Annotated in this window: 19 protein-coding genes and 3 tRNA genes; 10 read left to right on the forward strand and 12 right to left on the reverse strand. The window is 72.3% G+C overall.

Annotated elements, in window-relative coordinates:
- Positions 1-238 precede the first annotated feature (238 nt).
- Positions 239-688, forward strand: coding sequence for a DUF2690 domain-containing protein (locus tag OHT61_RS10170; RefSeq protein WP_329037065.1), 450 nt, complete (start codon positions 239-241; stop codon positions 686-688).
- Between the two features lie 275 nt (positions 689-963).
- Positions 964-5337 (forward strand): golvesin C-terminal-like domain-containing protein, encoded by a 4374-nt coding sequence (locus OHT61_RS10175; protein WP_329037067.1) that lies wholly within the window; start codon positions 964-966, stop codon positions 5335-5337.
- Positions 5338-5425: 88 nt separating this feature from the next.
- On the opposite strand, the gene OHT61_RS10180 is transcribed toward OHT61_RS10175, so the two are convergent.
- From OHT61_RS10180 to OHT61_RS10195, 4 genes are all read right to left on the reverse strand, one after another.
- Positions 5426-6037: a hypothetical protein gene (locus OHT61_RS10180; RefSeq protein ID WP_329037069.1), complete on the reverse strand. Its 612-nt coding sequence runs from the start codon at positions 6035-6037 to the stop codon at positions 5426-5428.
- 193 nt (positions 6038-6230) lie between these two features.
- A tRNA-Ile gene (locus OHT61_RS10185) sits at positions 6231-6307 on the reverse strand.
- A 210-nt stretch (positions 6308-6517) separates the two neighbouring features.
- Positions 6518-6590 (reverse strand) — tRNA-Asn (locus tag OHT61_RS10190).
- 5 nt (positions 6591-6595) lie between these two features.
- Positions 6596-6668, reverse strand: a tRNA-Asn gene (locus OHT61_RS10195).
- Positions 6669-6848: 180 nt separating this feature from the next.
- On the opposite strand from OHT61_RS10195, the gene OHT61_RS10200 reads away from it, so the two are divergent.
- The 4 genes from OHT61_RS10200 (at position 6849) to OHT61_RS10215 (ending at position 12472) form a co-directional block, all read left to right on the forward strand.
- Positions 6849-7151: a YtxH domain-containing protein gene (locus OHT61_RS10200; protein WP_329043188.1), complete on the forward strand. Its 303-nt coding sequence runs from the start codon at positions 6849-6851 to the stop codon at positions 7149-7151.
- A gap of 105 nt (positions 7152-7256) precedes the next feature.
- A complete protein-coding gene (locus OHT61_RS10205; protein ID WP_329037070.1) occupies positions 7257-8702 on the forward strand; it encodes an FGGY family carbohydrate kinase in 1446 nt (481 codons plus the stop codon).
- Between the two features lie 111 nt (positions 8703-8813).
- Complete coding sequence (locus tag OHT61_RS10210; protein ID WP_329037071.1) at positions 8814-10547, forward strand: ABC transporter ATP-binding protein; 1734 nt, start codon at positions 8814-8816, stop codon at positions 10545-10547.
- On the forward strand, positions 10547-12472 hold the full coding sequence (locus OHT61_RS10215; RefSeq protein WP_329037073.1) for an ABC transporter ATP-binding protein: 1926 nt from the start codon (positions 10547-10549) through the stop codon (positions 12470-12472). The genes OHT61_RS10210 and OHT61_RS10215 overlap by 1 nt, the downstream gene beginning before the upstream one ends.
- Before the next feature lie 55 nt (positions 12473-12527).
- On the opposite strand, the gene OHT61_RS10220 is transcribed toward OHT61_RS10215, so the two are convergent.
- From OHT61_RS10220 to OHT61_RS10240, 5 genes are all read right to left on the reverse strand, one after another.
- On the reverse strand, positions 12528-13604 hold the full coding sequence (locus OHT61_RS10220) for an RNA polymerase sigma factor (RefSeq protein WP_329043190.1): 1077 nt from the start codon (positions 13602-13604) through the stop codon (positions 12528-12530).
- 178 nt (positions 13605-13782) lie between these two features.
- The gene (gene dnaG / locus OHT61_RS10225) at positions 13783-15690 is read right to left on the reverse strand and encodes a DNA primase (protein ID WP_329037075.1); all 1908 of its coding nucleotides are present in this window, start codon (positions 15688-15690) and stop codon (positions 13783-13785) included.
- A gap of 96 nt (positions 15691-15786) precedes the next feature.
- Positions 15787-17046, reverse strand: a complete 1260-nt coding sequence (locus tag OHT61_RS10230) for an NAD(P)/FAD-dependent oxidoreductase (protein WP_329037077.1) — start codon at positions 17044-17046, stop codon at positions 15787-15789.
- Positions 17047-17164: 118 nt separating this feature from the next.
- Positions 17165-18493: a deoxyguanosinetriphosphate triphosphohydrolase gene (locus OHT61_RS10235; protein ID WP_329037080.1), complete on the reverse strand. Its 1329-nt coding sequence runs from the start codon at positions 18491-18493 to the stop codon at positions 17165-17167.
- Positions 18494-18528: 35 nt separating this feature from the next.
- Positions 18529-19431 (reverse strand): sirohydrochlorin chelatase, encoded by a 903-nt coding sequence (locus OHT61_RS10240; RefSeq protein ID WP_329037082.1) that lies wholly within the window; start codon positions 19429-19431, stop codon positions 18529-18531.
- 182 nt (positions 19432-19613) lie between these two features.
- Here OHT61_RS10240 and OHT61_RS10245 point away from each other — a divergent pair, with 182 nt between their 5' ends.
- Positions 19614-20375: a SanA/YdcF family protein gene (locus OHT61_RS10245; protein WP_329037084.1), complete on the forward strand. Its 762-nt coding sequence runs from the start codon at positions 19614-19616 to the stop codon at positions 20373-20375.
- Between the two features lie 67 nt (positions 20376-20442).
- A complete protein-coding gene (locus OHT61_RS10250; RefSeq protein WP_329037086.1) occupies positions 20443-22518 on the forward strand; it encodes a molybdopterin oxidoreductase family protein in 2076 nt (691 codons plus the stop codon).
- Here OHT61_RS10250 and OHT61_RS10255 read toward each other — a convergent pair.
- Genes OHT61_RS10255 through OHT61_RS10265 form a run of 3 tightly spaced genes read right to left on the reverse strand, consistent with a single transcriptional unit; the run spans position 22481 to position 23903 of the window.
- On the reverse strand, positions 22481-22939 hold the full coding sequence (locus OHT61_RS10255) for a gamma-glutamylcyclotransferase family protein (protein ID WP_329037087.1): 459 nt from the start codon (positions 22937-22939) through the stop codon (positions 22481-22483). The two genes, OHT61_RS10250 and OHT61_RS10255, sit on opposite strands and share 38 nt — an antisense overlap.
- Entirely contained in the window at positions 22936-23274 is a 339-nt protein-coding gene (gene cutA, locus OHT61_RS10260; protein ID WP_329037088.1) for a divalent-cation tolerance protein CutA, read from the reverse strand. The genes OHT61_RS10255 and cutA overlap by 4 nt, the downstream gene beginning before the upstream one ends.
- Before the next feature lie 56 nt (positions 23275-23330).
- The gene (locus tag OHT61_RS10265) at positions 23331-23903 is read right to left on the reverse strand and encodes an NADPH-dependent FMN reductase (protein ID WP_329037090.1); all 573 of its coding nucleotides are present in this window, start codon (positions 23901-23903) and stop codon (positions 23331-23333) included.
- Between the two features lie 69 nt (positions 23904-23972).
- Between OHT61_RS10265 and OHT61_RS10270 the strand changes: the two genes are divergently transcribed.
- Entirely contained in the window at positions 23973-24767 is a 795-nt protein-coding gene (locus OHT61_RS10270; protein ID WP_329037092.1) for an aminotransferase class IV, read from the forward strand.
- Positions 24768-24931: 164 nt separating this feature from the next.
- Positions 24932-25393 (forward strand): DUF5990 family protein, encoded by a 462-nt coding sequence (locus OHT61_RS10275; RefSeq protein ID WP_329037095.1) that lies wholly within the window; start codon positions 24932-24934, stop codon positions 25391-25393.
- The last annotated feature ends 102 nt before the right edge of the window (positions 25394-25495 follow it).

Below are 25495 nucleotides of genomic sequence, written 5' to 3' on the forward strand. Positions count from 1 at the left end.
CCGGGGGGATCACGGGCGTCCACCGCTCCATGGGGCGGTTCACGGGGGAAGGCGACACGCGGGTTCACCGCGCCCTCCGCGGCATGCCCGCCAACGGCGACGGGTGCGGGCCGCGGACAGGCGGGTGCCCGCTCCTCACCGCATCGGTGGGTCGGCCGGCTTTCGCGACGACTGGTCCGCACATCGCCGGTCCGGGGGCTCGCGCCCGGCACGGGACCGGCTCGCCCAGGAGAGACATATGAAGACCGCAGTCACCCGCTTCGCCACCATTTCAGCCGCCACCGTCGCGCTCGGCCTCATCCCGCTCGCCGGCACCTCCTACGCCGCGAGCTGCAGCGGCACCGGCTGTGACAACCAGGGGCCCCGCGCGACCGCGTGCGAGACCTCCAGCGTGTCCACCCAGCGCACCATCACCAACAACTCCCGCAAGGCCGAACTCCGCTGGTCCGGCGGCTGTTCCGCCGCATGGGTGCGGGTCACCGACGACTCCGGCAACTCGATCTACAACTCGTTCGGCTACATCGAGAAGTACGACTCGGCCGGCAAGCTGATCCGCTCGCTGAGCGTCGAGATCCCGCACAACGGCAGCGACTGGTCCAACATGCTCGGCGGGGCCACCTACTACTACCGGGTCTGCGTCAAGTTCCAGGGCAACGAGTACCCGATGACCTGCAGCACCAAGTTCTGACCGGCCCACGGGGCCCCCGGCTCCCCGCAGGCGCGACGTGCCTGCGGGGAGCGGCCCCTCGACCGGGCCGGTGAGGATCCTCACCGGTCCGGCCCCCTTCCCCGCACCTTCTCCGCGCGAGCGGCCCCGCACCCGTGTGCCCGGCACACCGGTGTCCGAGGCCCGCCCGTGCCCGGCGGGACCACCCAGCGGCGGCCCCGCCCAGATCCTGGAGCACCATGCGTCATCGCCCTGCAAGACCCCGGGCGTCGTGGGCGGCCCTGACGGCCGCCGCGATGCTGAGCGGAACCCTTTTCACCACCTCCGCGGGAGCGGCCGAGCCATCGGCACCGTCCGCCCCCGCGGCCGTGGCCGCGCCCGCGACCTCGAACCCCACCTCCGTGCCCGCGTCGGAACGCTCCGCGCTCCTCGGTGAGCAGTGGAAGTCCTCCCAGGACGTCGCGTGGACGACGAGCGGGGACGCCGACGGCTTCCATCTGCTGACCGCGACCGGCTCCTCCGGCTACGCGTGGAAGACCCTGGCCACCCTCGCCGAACCGGGCTTCGACGCGGACGCCTGGATCGGCAACGCGTGTGTGACCGGAACGGGTCATCACGCCGTCGTCGTCTACGCGCCGCGCACCTTCACCAACAAGCCGGAGCTGATGGCCCGCGGCGGCTTCACCGCCGTGGTGAACCTGACCACGGGCGCGGTGCGCAAACTGCCCGTCCTCTCCTCGCTCTCCTACTACAACCCCGGCTGCGGCAACGGCGACGCCGCGGTGCTGACCCAGTCCGGCAGCGAGGCGCGTCCCGGTACCCGCCTGTTGCGCCTGGACGCGCGCACCGGCCGCACCGCCCCGCCCACCACGGTGAAGGGGCAGGTCACCTCCGCGGTCCCGGGCCCCGGAACCACCACCCTCGCGGCGCGCGGCGCCCAGGTGATCTCCCTCGACGCGAAGGGGCACGTCAGCACCGTCACCCGCACCGACAGCGTCCCCTTCCGCCTGGCCCCGGACGCCGACGGCGGTCTGCTCTACCTGGACCACCGGGGCGCCACCGCCACGGCGCGTCACCTCGGCGCCGGGGCACTGAAGCGCCCGGACGCCACGACGGCACGGCCGGTCCAGGTGGCCGTCGGTCCGCTGAGCCGGCTCGGAGTGACCCGCAGCCGCGACACCGTCTACGTGACGGGGCCCAGCCGGGCCCCGCGGACGGCCGCCCCCGCAGGCGTGGCGCGTGCCCCGGAGGCCGGCAAGGACGCCCAGGTGTCCACGCTGGGTTCCGCGCTCGTCTCCCACCAGCGGTGGGCCGACGGCAAGGGCACCCTGCTCCAGCCCGGCGAGAGCACGGCCGGCCGGCCCGTCGACCTCGACCTGACGGTCCGGGACTCGGGCCGCACCCGGACGCTCCGGGCCGTCACCGCCAAGGTGTCCTCCCGGCACTCGGCCGAGGGACGCTCCCTCTCCCCGGGCATACGGACCTCCGCCGCGCCCCGGACCGGCGGATCCGCCGCGGCCGGGCGGACGGCGGCAGCCGTAGCGGCGGCGAGCTCGCCGAGCGACCCGGTGGAGGACGAGCGGACCTGCTCGGTGCCCCGCAACGACCCGGGTAACCAGGCCATGCAGCCGAAGCCCCGTCAGGTGGAGTGGGCCGTCGACCAGGCGGTGCAGGGTTACCTGAACACCCACATCTCGCGTCCGGCGAACTGGCAGAACCTGGGCATGCCCGCGTACAGCCCCCAGAGCCTCTTCCTGAACCCCGCCCTCGACGGCGGCGGACGGGCCATGGCGCAGGTCATGCTGGGCGTGACCACGCAGGAGTCGAACATGTGGCAGGCGGCCCGCTCGGCCGTGCCCGGGGTCACCGCGAACCCGCTGATCGGCAACTACTACGGCATCGACCTCTACGACGGCGACAGCGCCAACGACTGGGACGTCGACTTCGCGGAGGCGGACTGCGGTTACGGCATCACGCAGGTCACGGACCACATGCGGATGGCCGGCCGCGAGGACGGTCACGGCGGTGCCGCCTGGGACTACCAGAAGCAGCGTGCCGCAGCGCTCGACTACACCGCGAACATCGCCGCCGGCCTGCAGATCCTCGTCTCCAAGTGGAACGAGACCCGGGCCGCGGGCATGATCGCCAACCATGGGACCAGCGGCCGTCCCGAGAACTGGTACTTCGCCCTGTGGGCGTACAACTCGGGCTTCCACGCCAATGAGGGCAACGGGGCTCCCTGGGGGCTCGGCTGGGCCAACAACCCCGCCAACCCGGAGTGGGACGCGGGGCGCCTGCCCTTCATGGAGAACGCCGCGGGCGGCGAGGACGCGAGCGCCGCGGCCCGGCCGCAGAACTGGCCGTACCAGGAGAAGGTGCTGGGCTTCGCCGCCCATCCGCCGTCCTTCCTCGAGTCGCCCGGCGTGATGGTGGCGGCCTTCCGCCCCGCCACCTGGAACGGCACGAACGAGAGCGTCTCCACCAAGGGCAGCGCCTTCTACAACCGCGCCCATCTGAAGGCGCCCGAGGACGCGTTCTGCGAGCCGACGTCCAACGACTGCTTCCCCGGCCGCATCTCCGACAGCGCGTCCAACGACAACGGCTCCTCGGGTCCGTGCGGGCGCGAGGACTTCATGTGCTGGTGGCACAAGCCGGTCACCTGGAAGGCCGACTGCGTCGACACCTGCGGCTACGAGTTCATCCGCTTCTCGACCAGCATGGGTGAGGAGCCGAACGGCACCGCCTACCCGCCGGCCTGCACCACCGCGGGGCTGCCGTCCGGCGCGCTGATCGTCGACGACGTGCCGCAGGGCACCGCGGTCCACCGTCCGGGGTGCGACAACAGCGGCTGGACCAGCAAGGGCTCCTTCTCCTTCGACTTCGGCAACAACGGAAGCGAGAGCGTCTATCCCTCCAAGGTCGACCTCCACCAGCTGGGCGCCGGCTTCGGAAGCCACTTCTGGTTCGGTCACACCCGCCAGGACGACGCCAAGGGCAACCGCCTGAAGATCACCGGCAGCTGGAAGCTGAACCAGACGCTCGACAAGGACGCCAGGGTGTGGGTGCACCTGCCCGACCACGGCGCGCAGACGAAACAGGCCGAGTACCAGATCAAGACCAAGAACGGCTGGTCCACGAAGACCGTCTCCCAGCCCGGGAGCACGAACCGCTGGGTCAGCCTCGGCGCCTACCGCACCAAGGGCATCACACCGGAGGTCAGACTCAGCACCATCACCGCGGACGGCACCGGCGACGAGGACATCGCGTTCGACGCCGTCGCCTTCGAGCCCGGGAACTGGAGCACCACGCCCGACATCGTCATCCCCGACGCCGTCGAGGACGCCCCCGATCCGGAGTGGGAGGACACCGACCGCCAGAAGCAGCCCGCACCCGACGGGGTGACCTCGGTGTCCAGGCTGGCCGCGACGCCGAAGGAGACCTGCCGGGACACCGACCACAAGGGCACCCGGCAGTGCATCACGCTGGACCCGGACATCGACCAGTACGCCACCCCTGAGCAGCAGAGGTCGCTGGACCGGGCGGCCGCTCTGGACACGCCGCTGGTCTCCTGGTGCGACAACGCCGACGTCTCCGGCTACACGCTCACCCGACGGGAAGGCTGCCACAAACTGGCCGTGCTGATCCGCTGGGAGCACGACGGCAAGACCGTCGGCACGGCCGTGTTCATGGTGCGTCAGGAGATCCTCCTGGAGAACAAGGCGGCCTCCCGCGAGAAGCTCTTCATGGGCGCCCTGTCCATCGACACGACGCTGGGCCCGGTGACCCTGGACTACTGGGACGCCACCTGTTCCCCGAACTGCGACACGACGTACAACGGGACGTGGAGCGGTCCGACCGTGTGGGAGCCGGTGGTGGACACGCACTGGGTGTCGGCCACCCGGACCTTCACGTGGAAGACGCCGGTCTCCGGTACGACGGAGGAGTTCGACCGCGGCACCTTCCTCGGCTTCACCTCCGCCGCGGCGGCAGCCGCCGGCGCGGTGAAGCTCAAGGAACCGAGCTGGGTGTTCTGGGGTCAGGTCAGGTGCGACAACTCCGTCAACGTGTCCAACTCGACGGGCTGCATCTTCCCGAAGCACGTGCCCACCTGGGAGACGAACACCAAGCGGTACCCGGCGGCGGCCACCTACTACTGGGTGATGCGGGAGGAGTTGTCGACCCACCCGGGCAGCCGGTCGCGGGGGAAGCCGATGCACCGCCTGGCGGACACCGCCGCCCAGGAGTACAACCGCAACACGATCTGCCGGAAGACGGGCCCGGGTGCCTTCGTCCCGCACGGCGACGCCACACCCGACGCCAAGGGTGAGGTCCAGTGCGACGAGTTCCCGTTCGCCGCGGCCAAGGAGAGCGGTGGCCAGTGGCTTCCGGTACGCAGTGGCGGCGTGTGCGCCCAGTTGTACGCCAAGCAGCAGCCGGACGACACCTGGCGTCTCTTCGACGACGACAACTACGACCCGCCGTCCTGGAACGAGCCCTGCGGCCGGGCCAGCATGGCCGGCAAGCAGAACATGGACGCCGGCCGGGGTCCCGGCCTGTCCGGGTTCTACACGAAGGCGCGCGTCGCTGACGGCGACGCCTTCTACATGGACGTACCGGGTGTCGAAGGCTGCACCCTGACCGACGTCTGCACCGTGCGTCCGCCGGCCTAGCGACCGGCGTCCTCACGGACGGAAGACCGCCTGCGGGCCCGCACCGACCGAGGTGCGGGCCCGCAGGTGCGCGCGGGCGGGGGCGGACTCAGCCGTAGTGGACGTCCCAGACGACATGGGGCAGCGGCACCCCGTCGGCCTCGATACGGGGGACGGCCTTCCGCCCGGTGGCGGTGGGGACCGGGGAGCCGCCGGCCAGTGCCTCCAGGACGGTCTCCAGGAGGTGCGACAGACTGTCCCAGCGCTTCACCCCGTTCAGGCCGACGGACGGATCCAGCTCCAGGACGGCCCCGAACCCGGGCCCCTCCCGGTGGTCGACCACGAGCTGTCCGCCCGTGTGGTTGAGCGCGACCGGGAGCCAGCGCACATCCGCCGTCACGCCGACGACGTATTCCGCCTCGTCGTCCTCGACGGCCCTGGCGACCTCCTCCTCCATGTCCCGCAGCCCGTCGGACATGCGGGCCGCACCCAGGAGCGGGAAGTCGGTGGGCACGAATGCACCGGCGGCGAGTACGCGGTCGACGGCGGAACCGTCGTGCAGTTCGAGCCAGGACCGGACGTCCGGGTGCAGGTCGAACCGGTCTGGTGCGATGCCGTCGACCAGCCGGGGATCGGCGGGCGGAGCGAGCTGCCCGAAGTCGCCCGGGGCGTGTTCCCGCAGCCACGCGTCGAGACGGGCCACGGTGTCGGCAGGTTTCACGGGTCGGTCCCCTCGTCGTGCGAGGCGGCCCCACCGGCCGATACGGCCGGGACACGCCGCGCCTCGCGCCTGTCCGGGTCGGGCCGGTGGCGTGCGTAGCATCGTGGGTGCCACGAGCGGGACAGCCGTGCGGCGAGGGTACGACCCGGCTCGCAGGTCCTGTCCCTCGTCGCAGGGCAGAACGATTTTTCAGTGGTGGGGCGGGTGGGACTCGAACCCACGGCCGACGGATTATGAGTCCGCTGCTCTAACCGGCTGAGCTACCGCCCCGTATCGGCGTGGCGCGTACACGTGTGCGCGCCGTCTGCCGCAGCATAGCCGGTCATACGATCTCCTGCTGCGGATGGCCGGCTTCGCGTGACCATGAAGACCTCGCTGCGCGCTGCCCGGTTCCGGACGTCGCGAAATCACCCCGAAAGAGTCACTGACGGGCTCGCGCGGGCACAAGAAAAAGGACCCCGTGGGGTCCTTTTCCGTCCGCTCCCCCGACTGGACTCGAACCAGTAACCCTCCGGTTAACAGCCGAATGCTCTGCCAATTGAGCTACAGGGGATCGCGCTCCCCCGACTGGACTCGAACCAGTAACCTGCCGGTTAACAGCCGGCTGCTCTGCCAATTGAGCTACAGGGGATTGCTGCGTGCCTCGAATCGTACCTGCCTGGCGGCTGCCGAGCGGCGCGCGTTCGCTGCGACACATACATTAGCGCAAGCAGGGGGGTGCTCCGCCAATCGGTATGCCCCGGGGTGATCTCGGGCGTGCGCGGGTAGGCGGGCAGCACACGTCGCACGGAGCGAAGGAAGGGTGGCAGCCATGCGGTACCGGCTCACGTTCATCGCCGGAGTGGCCCTCGGTTACGTGCTCGGCACGCGAGCCGGGCGCGAGCGTTACGAGCAGCTGAAGAAGTCGGCGCAGCGGCTCGCCGAGAATCCGGCGGTGCGCAGCGCGGCGGAGTCCGCCGCGCACGGTGGCCGGGAGTTCGCCGGCAAGGCCTACCACTCGGTGAGCGAGAAGGTGGGGGACAGGGTGCCCGTCTCCGTCTCCGACCGGGTGCGCTCGCTGAAGGAGCGCAGCGGCCAGAACGGCTCCGACGACTGGGGCACGACCAACACCTGAGGCCCACACCTGAGGCCATCACCTGACGCCGCACCGGCGGACCTTTCCCGTACCGGGCACCGGCCCGGTACGGGAAAGGTCCGCCGGTGCGGCAGAATCTTGGGTATGGGCATAGTCGCCGGCTTGGACAGTTCCTCCGCCTTCTCACACATCGTCGTCTGCGACACGGACACCGGTGCGGTGCTGCGGCAGGGGTACGCCGCGCATCCCGTGGAGGCCAAGGCCTCCGAGGTGGATCCGCAGGCGTGGCTGCTCTCACTCGGTGAGGCGGCCTCCGGAGGGCTGCTCGAAGGCGTGCAGGCGATCGGTGTGTCCGCGCAGCAGCACGGCCTGGTGCCGCTGGACGGCCAGGGCAACCTCGTGCGTCCCGCGCTGCTCGGCAACGACCGGCGGGCGCAGGCCGCGGCGGCCGATCTGGTCGACGGGCTCGGCGGACGGCAGGCTTGGGCCGAGGCCGTCGGAGCCGTGCCGCAGGCCGCGCAGCCGGTGGCGAAGCTGCGCTGGCTGGCGCGGACCGAGCCGGAGAACGCGCGGCGGGTCGCCTCCGTCCTGCAGCCGCACGACTGGCTGGTGTGGCAGCTGCTCGGCAGGCCCGCCCGGCGTACGACCGACCGGGGTGCCGCGTCCGGCACCGGCTACTGGTCCGCCGGCTCCGGGTCCTACCGTCCCGATCTCGTGGAGCTCGCGCTCGGCCACCAGGCCGCGCTGCCCGAGGTGCTCGGCCCGGCCGAATCCGCGGGGACGACTCCGGAGGGGCTGCTGATCTCGGCGGGCACCGGCGAGACGATGGCGGCGGCCTTCGGGCTGGGTGTGGCCGTGGGGGACGCGGTGGTCTCGCTCGGTGCCTCCGGTTCGGTGATGGCCGTGCACCACGAGGCGCTGGCCGATCCGACGGGGATGATCACCTCGTTCGCCGACGCGACCGGGATGCACCTGCCGGTGGTGTCCACGTCCAACGCGGTGCGCGCGCTGCGCGGGACCGCCGAGATGCTCGACGTGGACGGCCTGGACGCGCTGTCCGCGCTGGCCATGAAGTCGACGCCGGGTGCCTCGGGGCTGGTGCTGCTGCCGTACCTGGAGGGTGAGCGCACCCCGCACCTGCCGCACACGGCCGGGACCCTGAGCGGGCTGCGCCGTGAGTCGATGAAGCCCGAGCACCTGGCGCGGGCCGCGTTCGAGGGCATGCTGTGCTCGCTGGCCGACGCGCTGGACGTGCTGCGCGGCAGGGGCGTGGAGGTGCGGCGGGTGTTCCTGCTGGGCGCCGCGGCCGAGCTGCCCGCCGTGCAGGCGCTGGCTCCGGCGCTGTTCGGGACGCAGGTCGTCGTGCCGCAGCCCGCGCAGTACGGGGCGCTGGGAGCCGCCCGGCAGGCGGCGTGGGCGCTCGGGGTGTCGCAGGGCACGCTCGACCCGCGCACTCCCCCGGCCTGGCACGGCGCCGCGGCGCAGGTGCTGGAGCCGGGCGACGAGCTCGCCGTGGGCCGCGCCGTGCGCCAGCAGTACGGGGCGACCCGGGACCAGATCCACCCCGGGGCGTTCGACACGACCGTCTGACGGGCAACGGTCCGGATTTGACCCGGGCTTGAGGAAAAGTGTTGGCCGCCGCGGCGCGGTGTACCGGAGTATGGATCGGCCTCTGCCCTTCGCCGACTCCGAGAGACTCGTGTGCTCATAAAAATCCTGCGGACCTACCTGGGTCCGTACAGACGGCCGATCCTGCTGCTGGTCCTGCTCCAGCTCCTGCAGACCTCGGCAAGCCTCTACCTGCCCAGTCTCAACGCGGACATCATCGACAACGGTGTCGTGCGGGGGGACACCGGCTACATCCTTCGCTACGGCGGGGTGATGATCGCCGTGAGCGTCCTCCAGGTCGTCTGCAACGTCGGCGCGGTCTACTACGGCGCCAGGACGGCGTCCGCGCTCGGGCGTGAGGTGCGGGCGTCGGTCTTCGGCCGGGTGCAGTCGTTCTCCGCGCGCGAGGTCGGCAGGTTCGGCGCTCCTTCGCTGATCACGCGTACGACCAACGACGTGCAGCAGATCCAGATGCTCGTGCTGCTGGCCTTCACCCTGATGGTGTCGGCCCCGATCATGTGCGTCGGCGGCGTCATCCTGGCGCTCGGCCAGGACGTCCCCCTGTCGGGCGTGCTGCTGGCGGTGCTGCCCGTCCTCGGCATCTCGGTGAGCCTGATCGTGCGGCGGATGCGTCCGCTGTTCCGCACGATGCAGGTGCGGCTGGACACGGTGAACCGGGTGCTGCGCGAGCAGATCACCGGCAACCGGGTCATCCGCGCCTTCATACGGGACGACTACGAGGAAGGGCGCTTCCGGGGCGCGAACACCGAACTGACGGACGTGGCGCTGTCGACGGGCCGCCTGATGGCCCTCATGTTCCCGACCGTGATGACGGTGGTGAACCTGTCGTCGATCGCGGTCGTCTGGTTCGGTGCGCACCGCATCGACAGCGGCGGGATGCAGATCGGGGCGCTGACGGCCTTCCTGGCGTATCTGATGCAGATCGTCATGGCGGTGATGATGGCCACCTTCATGTTCATCATGGTGCCGCGTGCCGAGGTCTGCGCGGAGCGTGTCCAGGAGGTCCTGGACACCGAGTCGAGCGTGGTGCCGCCGAGCGCCCCCGTCACGAAGCTGCTCAAGCACGGCCACCTGGAGATACGGGGTGCGGAGTTCCGCTACCCGGGCGCCGAGGAGCCGGTGCTGCGTGCGGTCGATCTCGTGGCGCGGCCCGGGGAGACCACCGCGATCATCGGGTCGACGGGCAGTGGGAAGTCGACGCTGCTGGGCCTCGTGCCGCGGCTGTTCGACGCGACGGACGGCGATGTGCTCGTCGACGGTACGGACGTGCGGACCCTGGATCCCGTCCTGCTGGCGAAGACAGTGAGCCTGGTGCCCCAGAAGCCGTACCTGTTCTCGGGGACGGTCGCGACGAATCTGCGGTACGGCAATCCGGACGCGACCGACGAGGAGCTGTGGCACGCCCTGGAGGTGGCGCAGGCGAAGGGCTTCGTCGAGGACCTCGAACACGGTCTGAACGCCCCGATCGCGCAGGGCGGCACCAACGTGTCCGGCGGACAGCGCCAACGCCTCGCGATCGCGCGGACGCTGGTGCAGCGGCCGGAGATCTACCTGTTCGACGACTCGTTCTCGGCCCTGGACTACGCGACGGACGCCGCTCTGCGGGCCGCGCTGTCCGAGGAGACGGCGGCGGCGACCGTGGTGATCGTCGCCCAGCGGGTGTCCACGATCCGTGACGCCGACCGCATCCTGGTGCTGGACGAGGGCCGGGTCGTCGGGAACGGCAGCCATCGCGAGCTCATGGACGGAAACGAAACCTACCGGGAGATCGTGCTCTCCCAGCTGACGGAAGCGGAGGCCGCCTGATGGCCGGGCCTGGCGGACGGATGATGTCCATGGGACCCACCGAGAGGTCGATGGACTTCAAGGGGTCCGGGAAGCGGTTGCTGAGACGGTTCAGCAAGGAGAAGTCGTCGCTGTCCCTGATGCTGGGGGCGGGCACGCTGAGCGTGGCTCTCTCCGTGGCGGGGCCGAAGATCCTCGGTTCGGCGACGGACCTGATCTTCGCGGGGGTCGTCGGCCGGGGGCTCCAGGAGGGCACGACGAAGGAGCAGGCCGTCGAGGGCCTGCGGGAGAAGGGCAGCGGCGGTCTCGCGGACGTGCTGTCCGGCGTGGACTTCACCCCCGGCGAGGGCATCGACTTCGGGGCGGTGGGGCACGTCCTCCTGCTGGCGCTGGCGGTGTACGTCGCCGCGGGGCTCCTGATGCTGGTGTCGACACGGGTCTCGATCCGGGTGATCAACCGGGTCGTCTACCAGCTGCGCGAGGACCTGCAGACGAAGTTGGCGCGGCTGCCGCTGTCGTACTTCGACCGGCAGCAGCGCGGTGAGGTCCTCAGCCGCGCGACGAACGACATCGACAACATCTCGCAGACGATGCAGCAGACGATGGGCCAGCTCATCAACTCCCTGCTCACCATCGTCGGCGTGCTGGTCATGATGTTCTGGATCTCTCCGCTGCTGGCCCTGGTGGCGCTGGTGACGATCCCGCTGTCGGTGGTCGTCGCGACACGGATCGGGAAGCGCTCGCAGCCGCACTTCGTGGCGCAGTGGAAGGTGACGGGCGCCCTCAACGCCCACATCGAGGAGATGTACACCGGCCACACGCTGGTCAAGACGTTCGGTCGGCAGGAGGAGTCCGCGCGGGACTTCGCCGAGCAGAACGACGCGCTGTACGAGGCCGGTTTCAAGGCCCAGTTCAACAGCGGGATCATGCAGCCGCTGATGATGTTCGTGTCGAACCTGAACTACGTCCTCGTCGCGGTCGTCGGCGGGCTGCGGGTGGCGTCGGGTTCCCTGTCGATCGGTGACGTGCAGGCGTTCATCCAGTACTCCCGGCAGTTCTCGATGCCGCTGACCCAGGTCGCCTCGATGGCGAACCTGGTGCAGTCCGGCATCGCGTCGGCCGAGCGGGTCTTCGGCCTGCTGGACGCCGAGGAACAGGCACCCGACCCGGACACGGCGGAGCGGCCCGCGGAGCTGCGCGGCAGCGTCTCGCTGGAGAACGTGTCCTTCCGGTACGACCCGGAGAAGCCGCTCATCGAGGACCTCTCGCTGAGCGTGGAGCCGGGCCACACGGTCGCGATCGTCGGACCGACCGGCGCCGGCAAGACGACGCTGGTCAATCTCCTGATGCGGTTCTACGAGGTGACGGGCGGCCGCATCACCCTCGACGGGGTCGACGCCGCGCGCATGTCACGCGACGAACTCCGTTCGGCCATAGGCATGGTGCTCCAGGACACCTGGCTGTTCGGGGGCACCATCGCGGAGAACATCGCGTACGGCGCCTCGCGCGAGGTCACCCGGGAGGAGATCGAGGAGGCGGCGCGCGCGGCCCACGCCGACCGCTTCGTGCGTACCCTGCCGGACGGCTACGACACCGTGATCGACGACGAGGGGTCGGGGGTCAGCGCGGGCGAGAAGCAGCTGATCACCATCGCCCGGGCGTTCCTCTCCGACCCGGTGATCCTCGTGCTCGACGAGGCCACCAGCTCGGTGGACACCCGGACCGAGGTGCTGATCCAGAAGGCGATGGCGCGGCTGGCCCACGGCCGCACCAGCTTCGTGATCGCGCACCGTCTCTCCACCATCCGGGACGCGGACGTGATCCTGGTGATGGAGAGCGGCTCGATCGTCGAACAGGGCACGCACGACGAGCTGCTGGCGGCCGGCGGCGCCTACGCCCGGCTGTACGCGGCGCAGTTCGCGCAGGCGCTGGCGGAGGTCGACTGACCGACCCGGCCGGCGCACGGGGGATGCGGCACCGCCGCCCATGCGCCGGCCCGGCTCAGTCCAGGTAGCCGCGCAGCTGGTCGGCGTAGGCGTGGTCCCGCAGTTTGTCGAGCGTCTTGGACTCGATCTGGCGGATGCGTTCGCGCGTCACGCCGAAGATCCTCCCGATCTCCTCGAGCGTGCGGGGCCTGCCGTCGTCCAGCCCGTAGCGCAACTGGACGACCTTCCGCTCACGTTCCCCGAGGGTGGACAGGACCGTCTCCAGGTGCCGGCGCAGGAGGAGGAAGGCGGCCGACTCGACGGGGGACGCGGCGTCGCCGTCCTCGATGAGGTCCCCGAAGGCGACGTCGTCCTCCTCGCCCACGGGGGCGTGCAGGGAGACGGGTTCCTGGGCGAGCCGCAGGACCTCACCGACGCGTTCGGGGGTCAGGTCCAGCTGGGCCGCGACCTCCTCGGGGGTCGGCTCGTAGCCGCGCTCCTGGAGCATCCGGCGCTGGACGCGGACGACCCGGTTGATCAGTTCGACGACGTGCACCGGGACCCTTATGGTCCTGGCCTGGTCCGCCAGGGCCCGTGACATGGCCTGGCGGATCCACCAGGTCGCGTACGTCGAGAACTTGTAGCCCCGGGCGTAGTCGAACTTCTCGACCGCCCTGATCAGGCCGAGGTTTCCCTCCTGCACCAGGTCGAGCATGGTCAGGCCGCGGCCGACGTAGCGCTTCGCCACGGAGACGACGAGGCGGAGGTTGGCCTCGATCAGCCGGCGTTTGGCCATCCGCCCCATGACGACGAGCCGGTCCAGATCGACGGCGAGCCGGGTGTCGGGGTCGGGGGTGCTCGCGAGGCGCTCCTCGGCGAAGAGCCCGGCCTCGACGCGGCGGGCGAGTTCGACCTCCTCGGCCGCGCTCAGCAGCGGTATCCGCCCGATCTCGCGTAAGTACTGGCGGAACAGGTCGGAGGACGGGCCGCCCGCCTCCGGGCGGCTCCGCGGCTCCGGGGGCCGCGGGGGCTCCACCGGTTCCTCCAGTACCGATTCGGGCGTGCCCGCCGCCTCCGGGTGTCGTGAGGCCCGGTTCTGCGCGGGGATCGCCGGGACGTGCTCGGTCGTGGTCGGCGCGGTCCGGGTCTGCACGAGGGCGGCCTCCAGTGATCGCTGCGGATCGCGGGGGATGGAGGGTCCGCCCTGGGTGGACCGGCCGCGCTCCGATGACTCAGGCACCGCCACCCAGTGTGGGGTACGACACATAGCTGTCACGAGGGGCGTGCGGTGACTTTTTGCGTCCGATGGGTGACAGGGTGCTGATCGCCGCTCAGAGCGCGTCGGCGCCGTGGCTGCGCAACGACTGCGCGTACTGCTGGAGGACCCAGACCTCGTTCTGCGCGGCGGCCAGGTGGTCCGGGGCCACGTTGCTCCCGAGCCGGGCCAGGCTGCCCTGGACGTCGTCGATCCTGCGGTCGACGGCCCGGAGGCGGACCTGGACGAGCTGCATGCCCGCGTAGGTCTCGTCGATGGTCTTGCCGTGGAAGACCTCGACGGCGAGTTCGGTGACGAGCTTGCGCACGGTGTCGTCGGGGGTCGCGTCGAGCACCTGGACGAGGTACTCGCGGGTCTCGCCGACCCCCATCTCGGCGCCGCCCGCCTCCGCGATGCACTGGCGCACCGCCGCGTAGGGCGGGGCGGTGAACTCGTCGACGCCGTAGGCGTCGAAGGCCGGTGACACCAGGGCGGGCTTCTGCAGGGCGAGCTTGAGCAGCTCCCGCTCGGTGCGGTGGGCGGGGCTGCGGAGGTTGAGCGCGGGGCCGGACGGTGCCTTGGGCGCCTGGATCCGGTCCTGCGGGCCTCCGCCCCGGGAGGGCTTGCCCGGCGCGGGTCCGCGTTCGCCCCGGCCGCGGGCCCACTGGGCCAGCTGGTTGACCCGGTGGACGACGAACTCCTGGTCCAGGATGCCGACGAAGCCGGCGAGCTGGACGGCCACCTCCCGCTGCACGCTGCTCGTCTTGATCTTCGCGACGACGGCGGCCGCCTCGTCCAGCGCGGCGGCCCGGCCGGCGGGGGTCTCCAGGTCGTAGCGGGCGACGATCTGCCGGAGCGCGAACTCGAAGAGGGGGGTGCGGGGTTCGACCAGGTCGCGGACGGCGTCGTCGCCCTTGGCCAGCCGCAGGTCGCACGGGTCCATGTTGTCCGGGGCGATCGCGATGTAGGTCTCGGCGGCGAACTTCTGGTCGTCCTCGAAGGCGCGCAGGGCGGCCTTCTGCCCGGCCGCGTCGCCGTCGAAGGTGAAGATCACGCGGGCGCTGCCGTTGTCCATCAGGAGCCGTCGGAGGATCTTGATGTGGTCGTTGCCGAAGGCGGTTCCGCAGGTGGCGATGGCGGTGGTGACCCCGGCCAGATGGCAGGCCATGACGTCGGTGTAGCCCTCGACGACGACGGCCCGGCTCGCCTTCGCGATGTCCTTCTTGGCCAGGTCGATGCCGTACAGCACCTGGGACTTCTTGTAGATCGACGTCTCGGGGGTGTTGAGGTACTTCGGGCCGTTGTCGTCGTCGCGGAGCTTGCGGGCGCCGAAGCCGACGATGTCCCCGGAGGTGTCGCTGATCGGCCACATCAGCCGGCCGCGGAAGCGGTCGATGGGGCCGCGGCGGCCGTCCTGGGAGATGCCGGAGCTGATCAGCTCCTTGTCGCTGAAGCCCTTGCCGCGCAGGAAGCGGGTGAGGTGGTCCCAGCCGGCCGGGCTGTAGCCGACACCGAAGTGGGCCGCGGCGTCCTGGTCGAAGCCGCGCTCGGCGAGGAACTTCCGGCCGATCTCCGCCTCGGCGCCGTTCAGCTGCTCGCGGTAGAAGTCGGCGGCGATCTTGTGGGCCTCGACCAGGCGGATGCGCTCGCCGCGCTGGTGGGAGGGGTTGTAGCCGCCCTCCTCGTACCGCAGGGTGATGCCCGCCTTGGCGGCGAGGCGCTCGACCGTCTCGGAGAAGGTGAGGTGGTCGATCTTCATCACGAAGGCGATCGTGTCGCCGCCCTCCTGGCAGCCGAAGCAGTGGAACAGGCCCTTGCCGGGGCTGACCTGGAAGGAGGGGGACTTCTCGTCGTGGAAGGGGCACAGGCCCTTGAGGTTTCCGCCGCCCGCGTTGCGGAGCTGGAGGTACTCGGAGACGACGGCGTCGATCGGGACCGCGTCCCGGACCGCCTTCACGTCGTCGTCATTGATCCTGCCTGCCACGCGTGAAGTCTACGGGTGGCCCCGGACATCCGGGACCGGCCGTGCGGCGGGCCGGTCCCGTCGTGGCGTCCGCCCGCCCCGGGACGGGCGCACCGGTCAGAGCAGGGAGTCCAGCGGCACCGACGGGTCGCCCAGGGCCTCCGGGTCGACCGGCACGGCGGCCCGGACCAGCTTCTGGATGCTCTCGGTGACGTCCCACACATTCACGTTCATCCCGGCGAGGACGCGGCCGTCCTTCAGCCAGAAGGCGATGAACTCGCGCTTGCCGGCGTCCCCGCGCAGGACGACCTGGTCGTAGGAGCCGGGCGGCGCCCAGCCGGAGTACTCCAGCCCGAGGTCGTACTGGTCGGAGAAGAAGTAGGGCACCCGGTCGTACGTCACGTCCTGGCCGAGCATGGCCTTGGCCGCTGCGGGTCCGCTGTTCAGGGCGTGCGCCCAGTGCTCGACGCGCAGCCGGCCGCCGAACAGCGGGTGGTCCACGGAGGCGATGTCCCCGGCGGCGTAGATGTGCGGGTCGCTGGTGCGCAGGGAGGCGTCGACGAGGACGCCGCCGCCCTGGTCCCGTGCCGCCATGTCGAGCCCGGCGGCCTCGGCGAGCGAGAGGCGCGGTGCCGCGCCGATCGCGGCGAGCACGTCGTGGGCCGGGTGCTCCTCGCCGTCGTCGGTGCGGACGGCGAGGACCATGCCGTCCTCCCCGGTGATCTCGGTGAGGCGGGCGCCGAAGTGGAAGCGGACGCCGTGCTCGGCGTGGAGGTCGGTGAAGATCTGGCCGACCTCGGGGCCGATGACGTGGTGCAGCGGGGTCGGCGAGGGGGCGACGACGGTGACCTCGGCGCCGTAGGTCCGGGCGGCGGCGGCGATCTCCAGTCCGATCCAGCCGGCTCCGGCGATCACGAGGTGGCCGTTGTCACGTCCGAGCGAGCTGAGGACGTTGCGCAGCCGGTCGGAGTGGGCGAGCCGGCGCAGGTGGTGCACGCCGACCAGCTCCGTGCCCGGGACGTCCAGGCGGCGGGGCTCGGCGCCCGTGGCGAGCAGCAGTTTGTCGTAGTGGACGACGGTGTTGTCGCCGAGCAGCACGGAGCGGCCCTCGCGGTCGACGGAGGTGACCATCTGGCCGAGGTGGAGCTCGATGTCGGCGCCCGCGTACCAGGCGGTGTCGTGGACGAAGACGGAGTCCCGTTCCTCCTTGCCCAGCAGGTATCCCTTGGACAGGGCGGGCCGTTCGTAGGGATGGTCGCGCTCGTCGCCGATGAGGATCACCCGGCCGCTGAAACCCTCCGCCCGGAGTGTCTCGGCTGCCTTCGCTCCGGCGAGTCCTCCGCCGACGATGACGAACGTCCGATGTGCGTCGACCACTTGATGCCTCCTCGGTACTGTGCTGCGCGGCGCCACCACCCGCGAGCGTCCCGCACGCAGCGTGATGGCGAAAGAGGGTGTGCCCCGATCGGGCCGAAGCCACCGGCATGTGGCCCGGTCATGGTCCAGTCTGCCGGGCGCCCGTGAGAGTCCGGTGAAGGGAACGCGCGGAGGCGTCGGTGAGTGCGGCGATCTGGTCGACGAGCACCCGCTTGCGGGCCCGGTCGTCGGCGGCCGTGGCGAACAGGGTGTGGAACTGCGGCTCCAGTCCTTCGGGGGCGCGTGCGGTGAGCGCGGCGGCGAGTTCGGCGATGACGATCCGCTGGCCGGCGCGGATGGCCTCCTGCTCGGCGCGCTGCATGACGTAACGGTCCGCGACGGCCTTGAGGACGGCGCACTCGTTGCGGACGGAGCGCGGGACGACGAGTTCGGCGCCGTAGCGGCCGAGCCGTCCGGGGCCGTAGCGCTCGTGGGTCGCGACCTCGGCGGCGAGGCAGAACCTGCCGATGAGCTGGCTCGTGGCGTCCTTGAGCCGGGCCTGGGCGACCGCGGTGCCGTCGTAGCCGTGCGGCCACCATTCCTGGGCGGTGAGCCGGTCGAGGGCCTCGGCGAGCTCCTGCGGGTCGGTGTCCGCCGGGACGTACCGGCCGATGGCCACCTCCCAGATCTCGCGGCGCTCCGGGTCGGAGAAGAGGCAGCCCGGGTCGACGTGTCCGGCGTGCAGGCCGTCCTCGAAGTCGTGCACGGAGTAGGCGACGTCGTCGGACCAGTCCATGACCTGCGCCTCGAAGCACTTGCGGTCCTGCGGCGCGCCCTTGCGGACCCATGCGAAGACCGGCATGTCGTCCTCGTACACCCCGAACTTCGGTGAGCCGGGGTCCGTGGGGTGCGCGCCCCTGGGCCAGGGGTACTTGGTGGCGGCGTCGAGCGCCGCCCGGGTCAGGTTGAGCCCGACGCTGACGAGTTCGCCGCTGCGGGGGTCGCGCACGAAGCGCTTGGGTTCGAGGCGGGTGAGCAGGCGCAGCGACTGGGCGTTGCCCTCGAAGCCGCCGCAGTCGGACGCGAAGTCGTTGAGCGCCTGTTCGCCGTTGTGGCCGAAGGGCGGGTGGCCCATGTCGTGGGAGAGGCAGGCCGCTTCGACGAGATCGGGGTCGCAGCCCAGCGCGGCGCCGAGTTCCCGGCCGACCTGGGCGCACTCCAGGGAGTGGGTGAGCCGGGTGCGCGGGCTGGCGTCCCAGGCGCGGCCCCGGGTGCCGGGGGTGACGACCTGGGTCTTGCCCGCGAGCCTGCGCAGGGCGGCGGAGTGCAGCACGCGGGCACGGTCCCGCTGGAACGCGGTGCGCCCGGGCCGTTTGTCCGGCTCGGCGTCCCAGCGCTCGGTGTCGGCGGCGTCGTAGGGCGCCGTGCCGCGCTCCTGCGTGTCCGGGGTGGGGTGCGTACCGTCCATGCACCGACAGTAGACGTACGGGCTGACAGGAGACGTCAGGCCGTGGCCAGGAGGGGCGCGTGGGCCGGGGTGTCGTGCGCGGGCGCGGCGGCGGTGAGGGCCTGGTCGTAGCGGTGGAGCAGGAGGCGCGCCATCGCGGGGTGCGCGCCGAGCGGTGCGGCGGCGATGCCCGGTGCGGCGTCCGCCGAGGCGGTCGCGAAGCGGCCGGGGGCCGCGAAGTAGGAGGCGAGGGCGACCCGGTGGCGTCCGCGTGCGGCGAGGCCGCGCACGGCGGCGGGCACGGTGGGGGTGGCTGCCGAGGCGTACGCGGGCACGACGGGCACCCCGCCCAGGCGGGCGCTCAGCATGGCCGCGGTGCGGCGGGCGTCGGCTCCGGAGTCGGGGTCGCGCGACCCGGCGGCGGCGAGCACGACCCCGGCGCTGCGGCTCGTGCCGTCCGCGTCCCGCCAGCCCGCCTCGACGAGCCGCTCGTACAGGGTCTCCACGAGGAGGGGGTGCGGTCCCAGGGGCGCGGCGACGCGGGTCCGCAGGCCGCTGGCGGCGGCTGCCCGGGGCAGGTCGTGCCGGACGTGGTGGCCGCGGCCGAGCAGCAGCGGCACGAGCACCGCCTCGCCGTGCCCGATCCCGGCCAGGGTGTCCGGCAGCAGGGGTTCGCTGAGCTCGATGTGGCCGAGCCGTACGTCGAGTCCTGGGCGCAGTTCCCGCGTCCGGTCCAGGAGTTCGAGGGCGGTGCGCAGGGCCCGCGGGTCCCGGCTGCCGTGCGCGACGGCGACCAGGACGGGACCGGGGGTGCGGGTGCGGTGCATGGGCCTGCGGGTTCCGTTCGGGGAGACGAGGCTGAGCTGGGTTCCGAGCTGCGTGGTGATGCGTGTCAGGAGTTGCGCCGTGCTGTCGAGGGGCAGGGCTTCACGGGGTGCTTGCGGTGCCGGCTCCGTCATGGACCGATCGTGCCGGGCGGACGTTGCCGGGCCGTTTCGCACCGGTGACGGGTGTTTGCCTCGGCCTCACGGTGCACGTGTCCATGGTGTCAGTACCCGTTCACACGCGCGCGGGCGAAACCTTTCGCGCGCGCCGGTCGTCCCCTCCCGTGGAAGTCCGGTACACGAGCGGGGGGCGTCGCATGCGGCTGGGGACGACGGGGTGGTTCGCGGCCCTGCTGGGGCGGGCGGGTGGACGGGTGCGGCTCGTGTCCGCGCTGCCGCGGCTGCCGAGGACCCGGCGGGGCCGGCGGCGGCTGGTGCAGGCGCTGATGGTGGCCTGCGCGGTGGCCCTGGCGCCCATGGCGTGGCTGCACACCGCGGCCGACGCCCGGGTGCGGACCGCGGCCGGCGCCCCGGCGGCGCCGGTGGCGGTCGTGTTCGGGGCGGGGCTGTGGGAGGGCAGGCCGTCGCCGTACCTCGCGCACCGGCTGGACACCGCCGCCGAGCTGTACGGGTCCGGGAAGGTGCGGGTCGTGCTCGTCACCGGGGACAACAGCCGCGTGGAGTACGACGAGCCGGACGCGATGCGGGCCTACCTCACCGCCCGCGGGGTGCCGGACGCGCGCATCGTCAGCGACTACGCCGGGTTCGACACCTGGGACTCCTGTGTCCGGGCCAAGAGGATCTTCGGCGTCGACCGGGCCGTCCTGGTCAGCCAGGGTTTCCACATCCGGCGTGCGATCGCCCTGTGCCGTTCGGCGGGGATCGACGCGTACGGGGTGGGGGCCGACGACGTACACGACGTGACCTGGTACTACGGCGGGACCCGGGAGGTCCTCGCGGCGGGGAAGGCGCTCCTGGACGCGGTGTTCGAGCCGGATCCGCACTTCCTGGGACCGCGGGAGTCCGGGGTGGCGGACGCGCTCGACGACGACCTCACCGCGGCCGGCGGGGCGGGCTGAGGGGCGTGTACCGGGGGCGTAACCGGACGCACCGGCCCTCGTAATACCCGGATCGCACGCTGGGTGCATGGCCAGCACCGAGACGTCCACACACTGCCCGTACTGCGCACTCCAGTGCGGGATGAAACTCCGGCCCGCCACCGGCGGCGGGGTGGTCGAGGTCGTCGAGCGTACGGAGTTCCCCGTCAACCGGGGCGCCCTGTGCGGCAAGGGGCGCACGGCGCCCGCCGTGCTGGCCGCCGGTGTCCGCCTCACCGGTCCCCTCGTGCGCGACGGGCGCGGCGAGCTGGTGGCGGCCGGCTGGGACGAGGCGCTGGAGCGGATCGCGGACGGGCTGCGCCGGACGCGGGCGGAGCACGGCGCGGACGCGGTGGGGGTGTTCGGCGGGGGCGGGCTCACCAACGAGAAGGCCTACTCCCTCGGGAAGTTCGCCCGGGTGGTGCTGGGCACGTCGCAGATCGACTACAACGGACGTTTCTGCATGTCGTCGGCGGCCGCCGCGCACCAGCGGGCCTTCGGCCTCGACCGGGGGCTGCCGTTCCCGCTGGAGGACGTCCCCCGGACCGGCTGCGTGATCCTGGTCGGATCGAACCTCGCCGAGACGATGCCGCCCGCGCTCCGCTACCTGACCGAGCTGCGGGAGAACGGCGGCCGGCTGATCGTCATCGACCCGCGCCGCACCAGGACGGCCGAGCAGGCCGACCTGCACCTGGCCCCGCGGCCCGGCACCGACCTGGCCCTCGCGCTCGGCATGCTGCACCTGGTCGTGGCGGACGGCCGGGTGGACGAGGAGTTCGTCCGCACCAGGACGCGCGGCTGGGACGAGGCGCGGGCGGGCGCGATGGCGCACTGGCCGGAGCTGGTGGAGCGCCTCACCGGGGTGCCCGTGCCGCAGGTGCGCGAGGCCGTGGAGATGTTCTGCGGGGCCGCGAGCGGGATGGTGCTCACCGCGCGGGGGCCCGAGCAGCAGGCGAAGGGCACGGACACCGTCGGGGCGTGGATCAACTTCTGCCTGGCGACCGGCCGGGCGGGCCGTCCGCTGTCCGGGTACGGCTGCCTGACCGGTCAGGGCAACGGCCAGGGCGGCCGTGAGCACGGCCAGAAGGCCGACCAGCTGCCCGGCTACCGCAAGCTCACCGATCCTGCCGCGCGCCGCCATGTCGCCGGGGTCTGGGGCGTCGACCCCGACACGCTGCCGGGGCCCGGGCGCAGCGCCTACGAACTGCTGGACGCGCTGGGGCGGGACGTGCGGTCGCTGCTGGTCATGGGGTCGAACCCGGTGGTGTCCGCGCCGCGCGCGGGGCACGTCGAGGAGCGGCTGAGGTCGCTGGACTTCCTCGCGGTCGCGGACGTGGTGCTCTCCGAGACGGCGGCGCTGGCCGACGTGGTGCTGCCGGTGACCCAGTGGGCCGAGGAGGGCGGGACGACGACCAGCCTGGAGGGCCGCGTGCTGCTGCGGCAGCGGGCGGTCGCTCCGCCCGAGGGGGTGCGCAGCGACCTGGAGGTGCTGAACGGGCTCGCCGGACTGCTGGGGCACGGGAAGGGCTTCCCGACAGAGCCCGAGGAGGTGTTCGACGAGCTGCGGCGTGCCTCGGCGGGCGGGCCGGCCGACTACGCGGGCATCACGTACGCCCGGATCGCGGCGGAGGACGGGGTGTTCTGGCCCTGCCCGGACGAGGCGCACGCCGGGACGCCGAGGCTGTTCCTGGAGCGGTTCGCGACGGCCGACGGGCGCGCCCGGTTCGTCCCGGTCACCCACCGGCCGCCGGCGGAGGAGACGGACGCGGAGTACCCGGTGGTGCTGACCACCGGGCGTGTGGTGTCGCAGTACCAGTCGGGGGCGCAGACCCGCCGGGTGGCGGAGCTGAACGCGGCGGCGCCGGGACCGTTCGTCGAGCTTCATCCGCGGCTGGCCGAGCGGATCGGGGTGGCCGAGGGCGAGAGGGTCGCGGTCACCTCCCGGCGGGGGCGGGCCGTCGCTCCGGCCCGGATCACCGCGTCGATCCGGCAGGACACCGTCTTCATGCCGTTCCACTGGCCAGGCGAGGGCCGGGCGAACTCGCTGACGAACCCGGCGCTCGACCCGGTGTCGCGGATGCCCGAGTTCAAGGTGTGCGCGGTGCGGGTGGAGGCCGCCGGGTGAGCCAGTCGCCGCCGGGCACCACGGTGCCGCCGGTCCGCAGGGAGCGGGCGACGGCGGTGGCGGCGAGGTAGACCCAGGCGCGGACCGGTCCGGGAGGGGCCGGGCCTTCCGCCCGGGGCAGGACCGTCCTGACCACCCGTTCGTAGAGGTTGCGCGGGTGGTCCGGGCCGACGTACTCCTCCAGGCCGTCCAGGAGCCGGAGCAGTTCCGGGTACGCGTCCGGCGCGGCGGTGACCAGGGACCCGGTGACCGTGCCGTGGCCGTCGGTCGCGTACGGGTAGCCGGGGCCCTCGTAGAGGAGGGCGCCCGGCAGCACGGCGGGCCGCTCGTCGCGCGTGCGGCCCCGGAGGAACCGGTCGTGGTTGTGCTCGCCCGGCAGCAGGGTGCCGTACACGAAGAACGGCAGCGGCCCCTGCGTCACAGGTCCGCCGTGGGAGCCGTCTCGGCGCCCACCCAGGCGAGGTAGCGGCTGCTGCCCCGCACCACGGGCGTCGCGATGATCTCGGGGGTGGCGTAGTCGTGGACGGCGACGAGGTGGGCCTCCAGCGCGTCGTAGCGCTGTGCCGTCGTCTTGAACAGCACCTGCCACTCCTGCCCGGTCTCCACCGCCCCCTGCCAGCGGTAGACGGAGGTGACGGGCGCGGAGATCTGCGCGCACGCGGCGAGCCGTGCGTCCACCGCCCCCCTGGCCAGGGCGTGGGCCTTCTCCTCGCTGTCCGTCGTGGTCAGCACGGTCAGCACTGCGGGCTCGGTCATCGCGGACCTCCTGGTCCTCGGCGTTCGTGGCCTCCCGATTGTCGCCCTCCGGGGTGTCAGCTCCCGTACGGGTGCCGGGTCCTGGCGTCGCGGAGCGCCCTGCCCCACCAGACCAGCTGGTCGATCATGCGCTTGGCCGCGCCTTCGGCCGGTCCGGGGTCCTTGGGCTGCCCCCGGTCGTCGAAGAGGGCGCCCGCGCTGTGGAAGGAGACGGTGTCGCGCACGGTCGTGGCGTGGAGTTCGGCGAAGACCTGGCGCAGGTGCTCGACGGCCCGGAGCCCGCCGGAGACACCGCCGTACGACACGAACGCGACGGGCTTGGCCTGCCATTCGGCGAAGTGCCGGTCGATGAGGCTCTTCAGCGGCGCGGGGTAGGAGTGGTTGTACTCCGGGGTGACCACGACGAAGGCGTCGGCCGCCGCCAGTCGTGGCACGGCGGGGGCGTCCGGAGTCTCGGTCCCGGCGACGTCGACCACCGCGGCCTCGATGCCGGGGTGGCCGGCCGCCCGGCCGAGGAACCAGTCCGCGACGACGGGCCCGAAGCGGCCTTCGCGGTTGCTGCCGAGGATGACGGCCACCTTCAGCGGGGCGTCGGAGGGGCTGGGGACGAGAGGTGTGGTGAGGTCCATGAACGGAAGGCTCACACCTCGACCAAGGTTGAGGTCAAGCGTGCCGGACGGGCCGCCTACGGTGGGGCGATGACGACTCCCCCAGCCACCCCGTACGCCGAGTTCGACGGCCGCCCCGCCACCGCGGAAGACCTCCGGATCCCGGCCTTCGCCGGCTACGGCCACTTCACCGCGATGCAGGTCCGGGACCGCACGGTGCGCGGCCTGGACCTGCATCTGGCGCGACTGGACGCGGCGAGCCGCGAACTCTTCGGGCCGCCGCTCCCCGGGGACCGCGTGCGGGAGCTGATCGGACACGCGCTCGACTCCACCGGGATACGGGACGCGTCGGTGCGGGTGCACGGCTTCATGCCGCCGGGCAGCGCGGAGACGGTGACGATGGTGACCGTCCGCGGACCGGCGGACATGACCCGGGAGCCGCGGACCCTGATGTCGGTCCCCTACGCCCGGCCCGTGCCCCACATCAAGCGCCCGGGCGAGTTCGGCCAGACCTACTACGGGCAGCTGGCCGGGCGTTCGGGCTTCGACGAGGCGCTGCTGACGCTGCCCGGCGGCGTGGTGACCGAGGGCGCGATCACCAACATCGGTTTCTGGGACGGCACATCGGTGGTCTGGCCGGACGCGCCGGCGCTCACCGGCATCACGATGGCGCTGCTGGAGGACGGACTCGGCCGTACGGACCTGCCCTCGGCGCGGCGGCAGGTGACGCTGGACGGCCTGGGCGCCTACCGCTCCGCCTTCCTGAGCAATTCGCAGGGGATCGCGCCGGTCCGGGGGATCGACGGCACCGGCTTCGCGGTCGACGAGGACCTGATGCAGCGGATCCGGCAGGTCTACGAGGACGCCCCTCGCTCCACCGTGTGACCCCCTCCAGAGCACACGGGGCGGGGCCTTTCCGGGATTGCGGGGCTTCCCCCGGGCGTCCGGCCGGGGTGCGCGGGGGCCGCACCGGGGATGCGGGCCCCTCGGCGCGGCCTGGAGCACACCGGCGGGCCGCCGCCGCCCGCCGGTGCGGGACCATGGGCCCCATGCAGATCCACATCGAGGCATCGGAACTTCCGGGCCGCACCTGGGGTCCCGGCACCGGCTTCGCCGGTCTCGAAGACATCCACGTCGGCGTACAGCGCAAGGACCGGCCGGGAGAGCTGCTGGGCGTGTACCCGGGCGACGCGCCCCGTGCCGACTGGACCCTGGACTGCACAGCCGTGTCCACCCCCGAGGGCGTCGAGATCTCGGGGCCGTACATCCAGAACCGGCTCGGCGGGTGCTTCATCTACCTGTCGTGGGGCACCGTCGACGGGTCCGGCGACTTCACCATGTTCCGGCGCGCCAAGCTGATGACCGGCGACATCGATCCCGTGGTCGTCGAGGCCGCGGCGCGGTCCGGGCACCTCACCGCCCGGCTGCGCCTGAGCGACGACGGGGGCGGACCGAGGTGCGGCCGCGTCCGTCCGGCGGACATCACCTGGTCCGCGACCCGGAGTGCGTGAGGGAGCGGCGCAGCGCCGGGGCATGGCACCGCCCCCACCGGTCCCGGGGGGGGATGGGCCGGTGAGGGCGGTTGCCGGGGGTCGGCCGGGGGCTGCCGTCCC

Origin of the sequence: Streptomyces sp. NBC_00178 (genome assembly GCF_036206005.1) — a bacterium.
GTDB lineage: Bacteria > Actinomycetota > Actinomycetes > Streptomycetales > Streptomycetaceae > Streptomyces.

Coding starts and splice junctions, on each gene's coding strand:
- OHT61_RS10175 (WP_329037067.1), top strand. CDS start 964: ATGCTGAGCGGAACCCTTTTCACCACCTCCGCGGGAGCGGCCGAGCCA.
- OHT61_RS10250 (WP_329037086.1), top strand. CDS start 20,443: ATGGCCAGCACCGAGACGTCCACACACTGCCCGTACTGCGCACTCCAG.
- OHT61_RS10270 (WP_329037092.1), top strand. CDS start 23,973: ATGACGACTCCCCCAGCCACCCCGTACGCCGAGTTCGACGGCCGCCCC.
- OHT61_RS10235 (WP_329037080.1), bottom strand. CDS start 18,493: ATGGACGGTACGCACCCCACCCCGGACACGCAGGAGCGCGGCACGGCG.
- OHT61_RS10170 (WP_329037065.1), top strand. CDS start 239: ATGAAGACCGCAGTCACCCGCTTCGCCACCATTTCAGCCGCCACCGTC.
- OHT61_RS10275 (WP_329037095.1), top strand. CDS start 24,932: ATGCAGATCCACATCGAGGCATCGGAACTTCCGGGCCGCACCTGGGGT.
- OHT61_RS10205 (WP_329037070.1), top strand. CDS start 7,257: ATGGGCATAGTCGCCGGCTTGGACAGTTCCTCCGCCTTCTCACACATC.
- OHT61_RS10240 (WP_329037082.1), bottom strand. CDS start 19,431: ATGACGGAGCCGGCACCGCAAGCACCCCGTGAAGCCCTGCCCCTCGAC.
- OHT61_RS10245 (WP_329037084.1), top strand. CDS start 19,614: ATGCGGCTGGGGACGACGGGGTGGTTCGCGGCCCTGCTGGGGCGGGCG.
- OHT61_RS10215 (WP_329037073.1), top strand. CDS start 10,547: ATGGCCGGGCCTGGCGGACGGATGATGTCCATGGGACCCACCGAGAGG.
- OHT61_RS10200 (WP_329043188.1), top strand. CDS start 6,849: ATGCGGTACCGGCTCACGTTCATCGCCGGAGTGGCCCTCGGTTACGTG.
- cutA (WP_329037088.1), bottom strand. CDS start 23,274: ATGACCGAGCCCGCAGTGCTGACCGTGCTGACCACGACGGACAGCGAG.
- OHT61_RS10265 (WP_329037090.1), bottom strand. CDS start 23,903: ATGGACCTCACCACACCTCTCGTCCCCAGCCCCTCCGACGCCCCGCTG.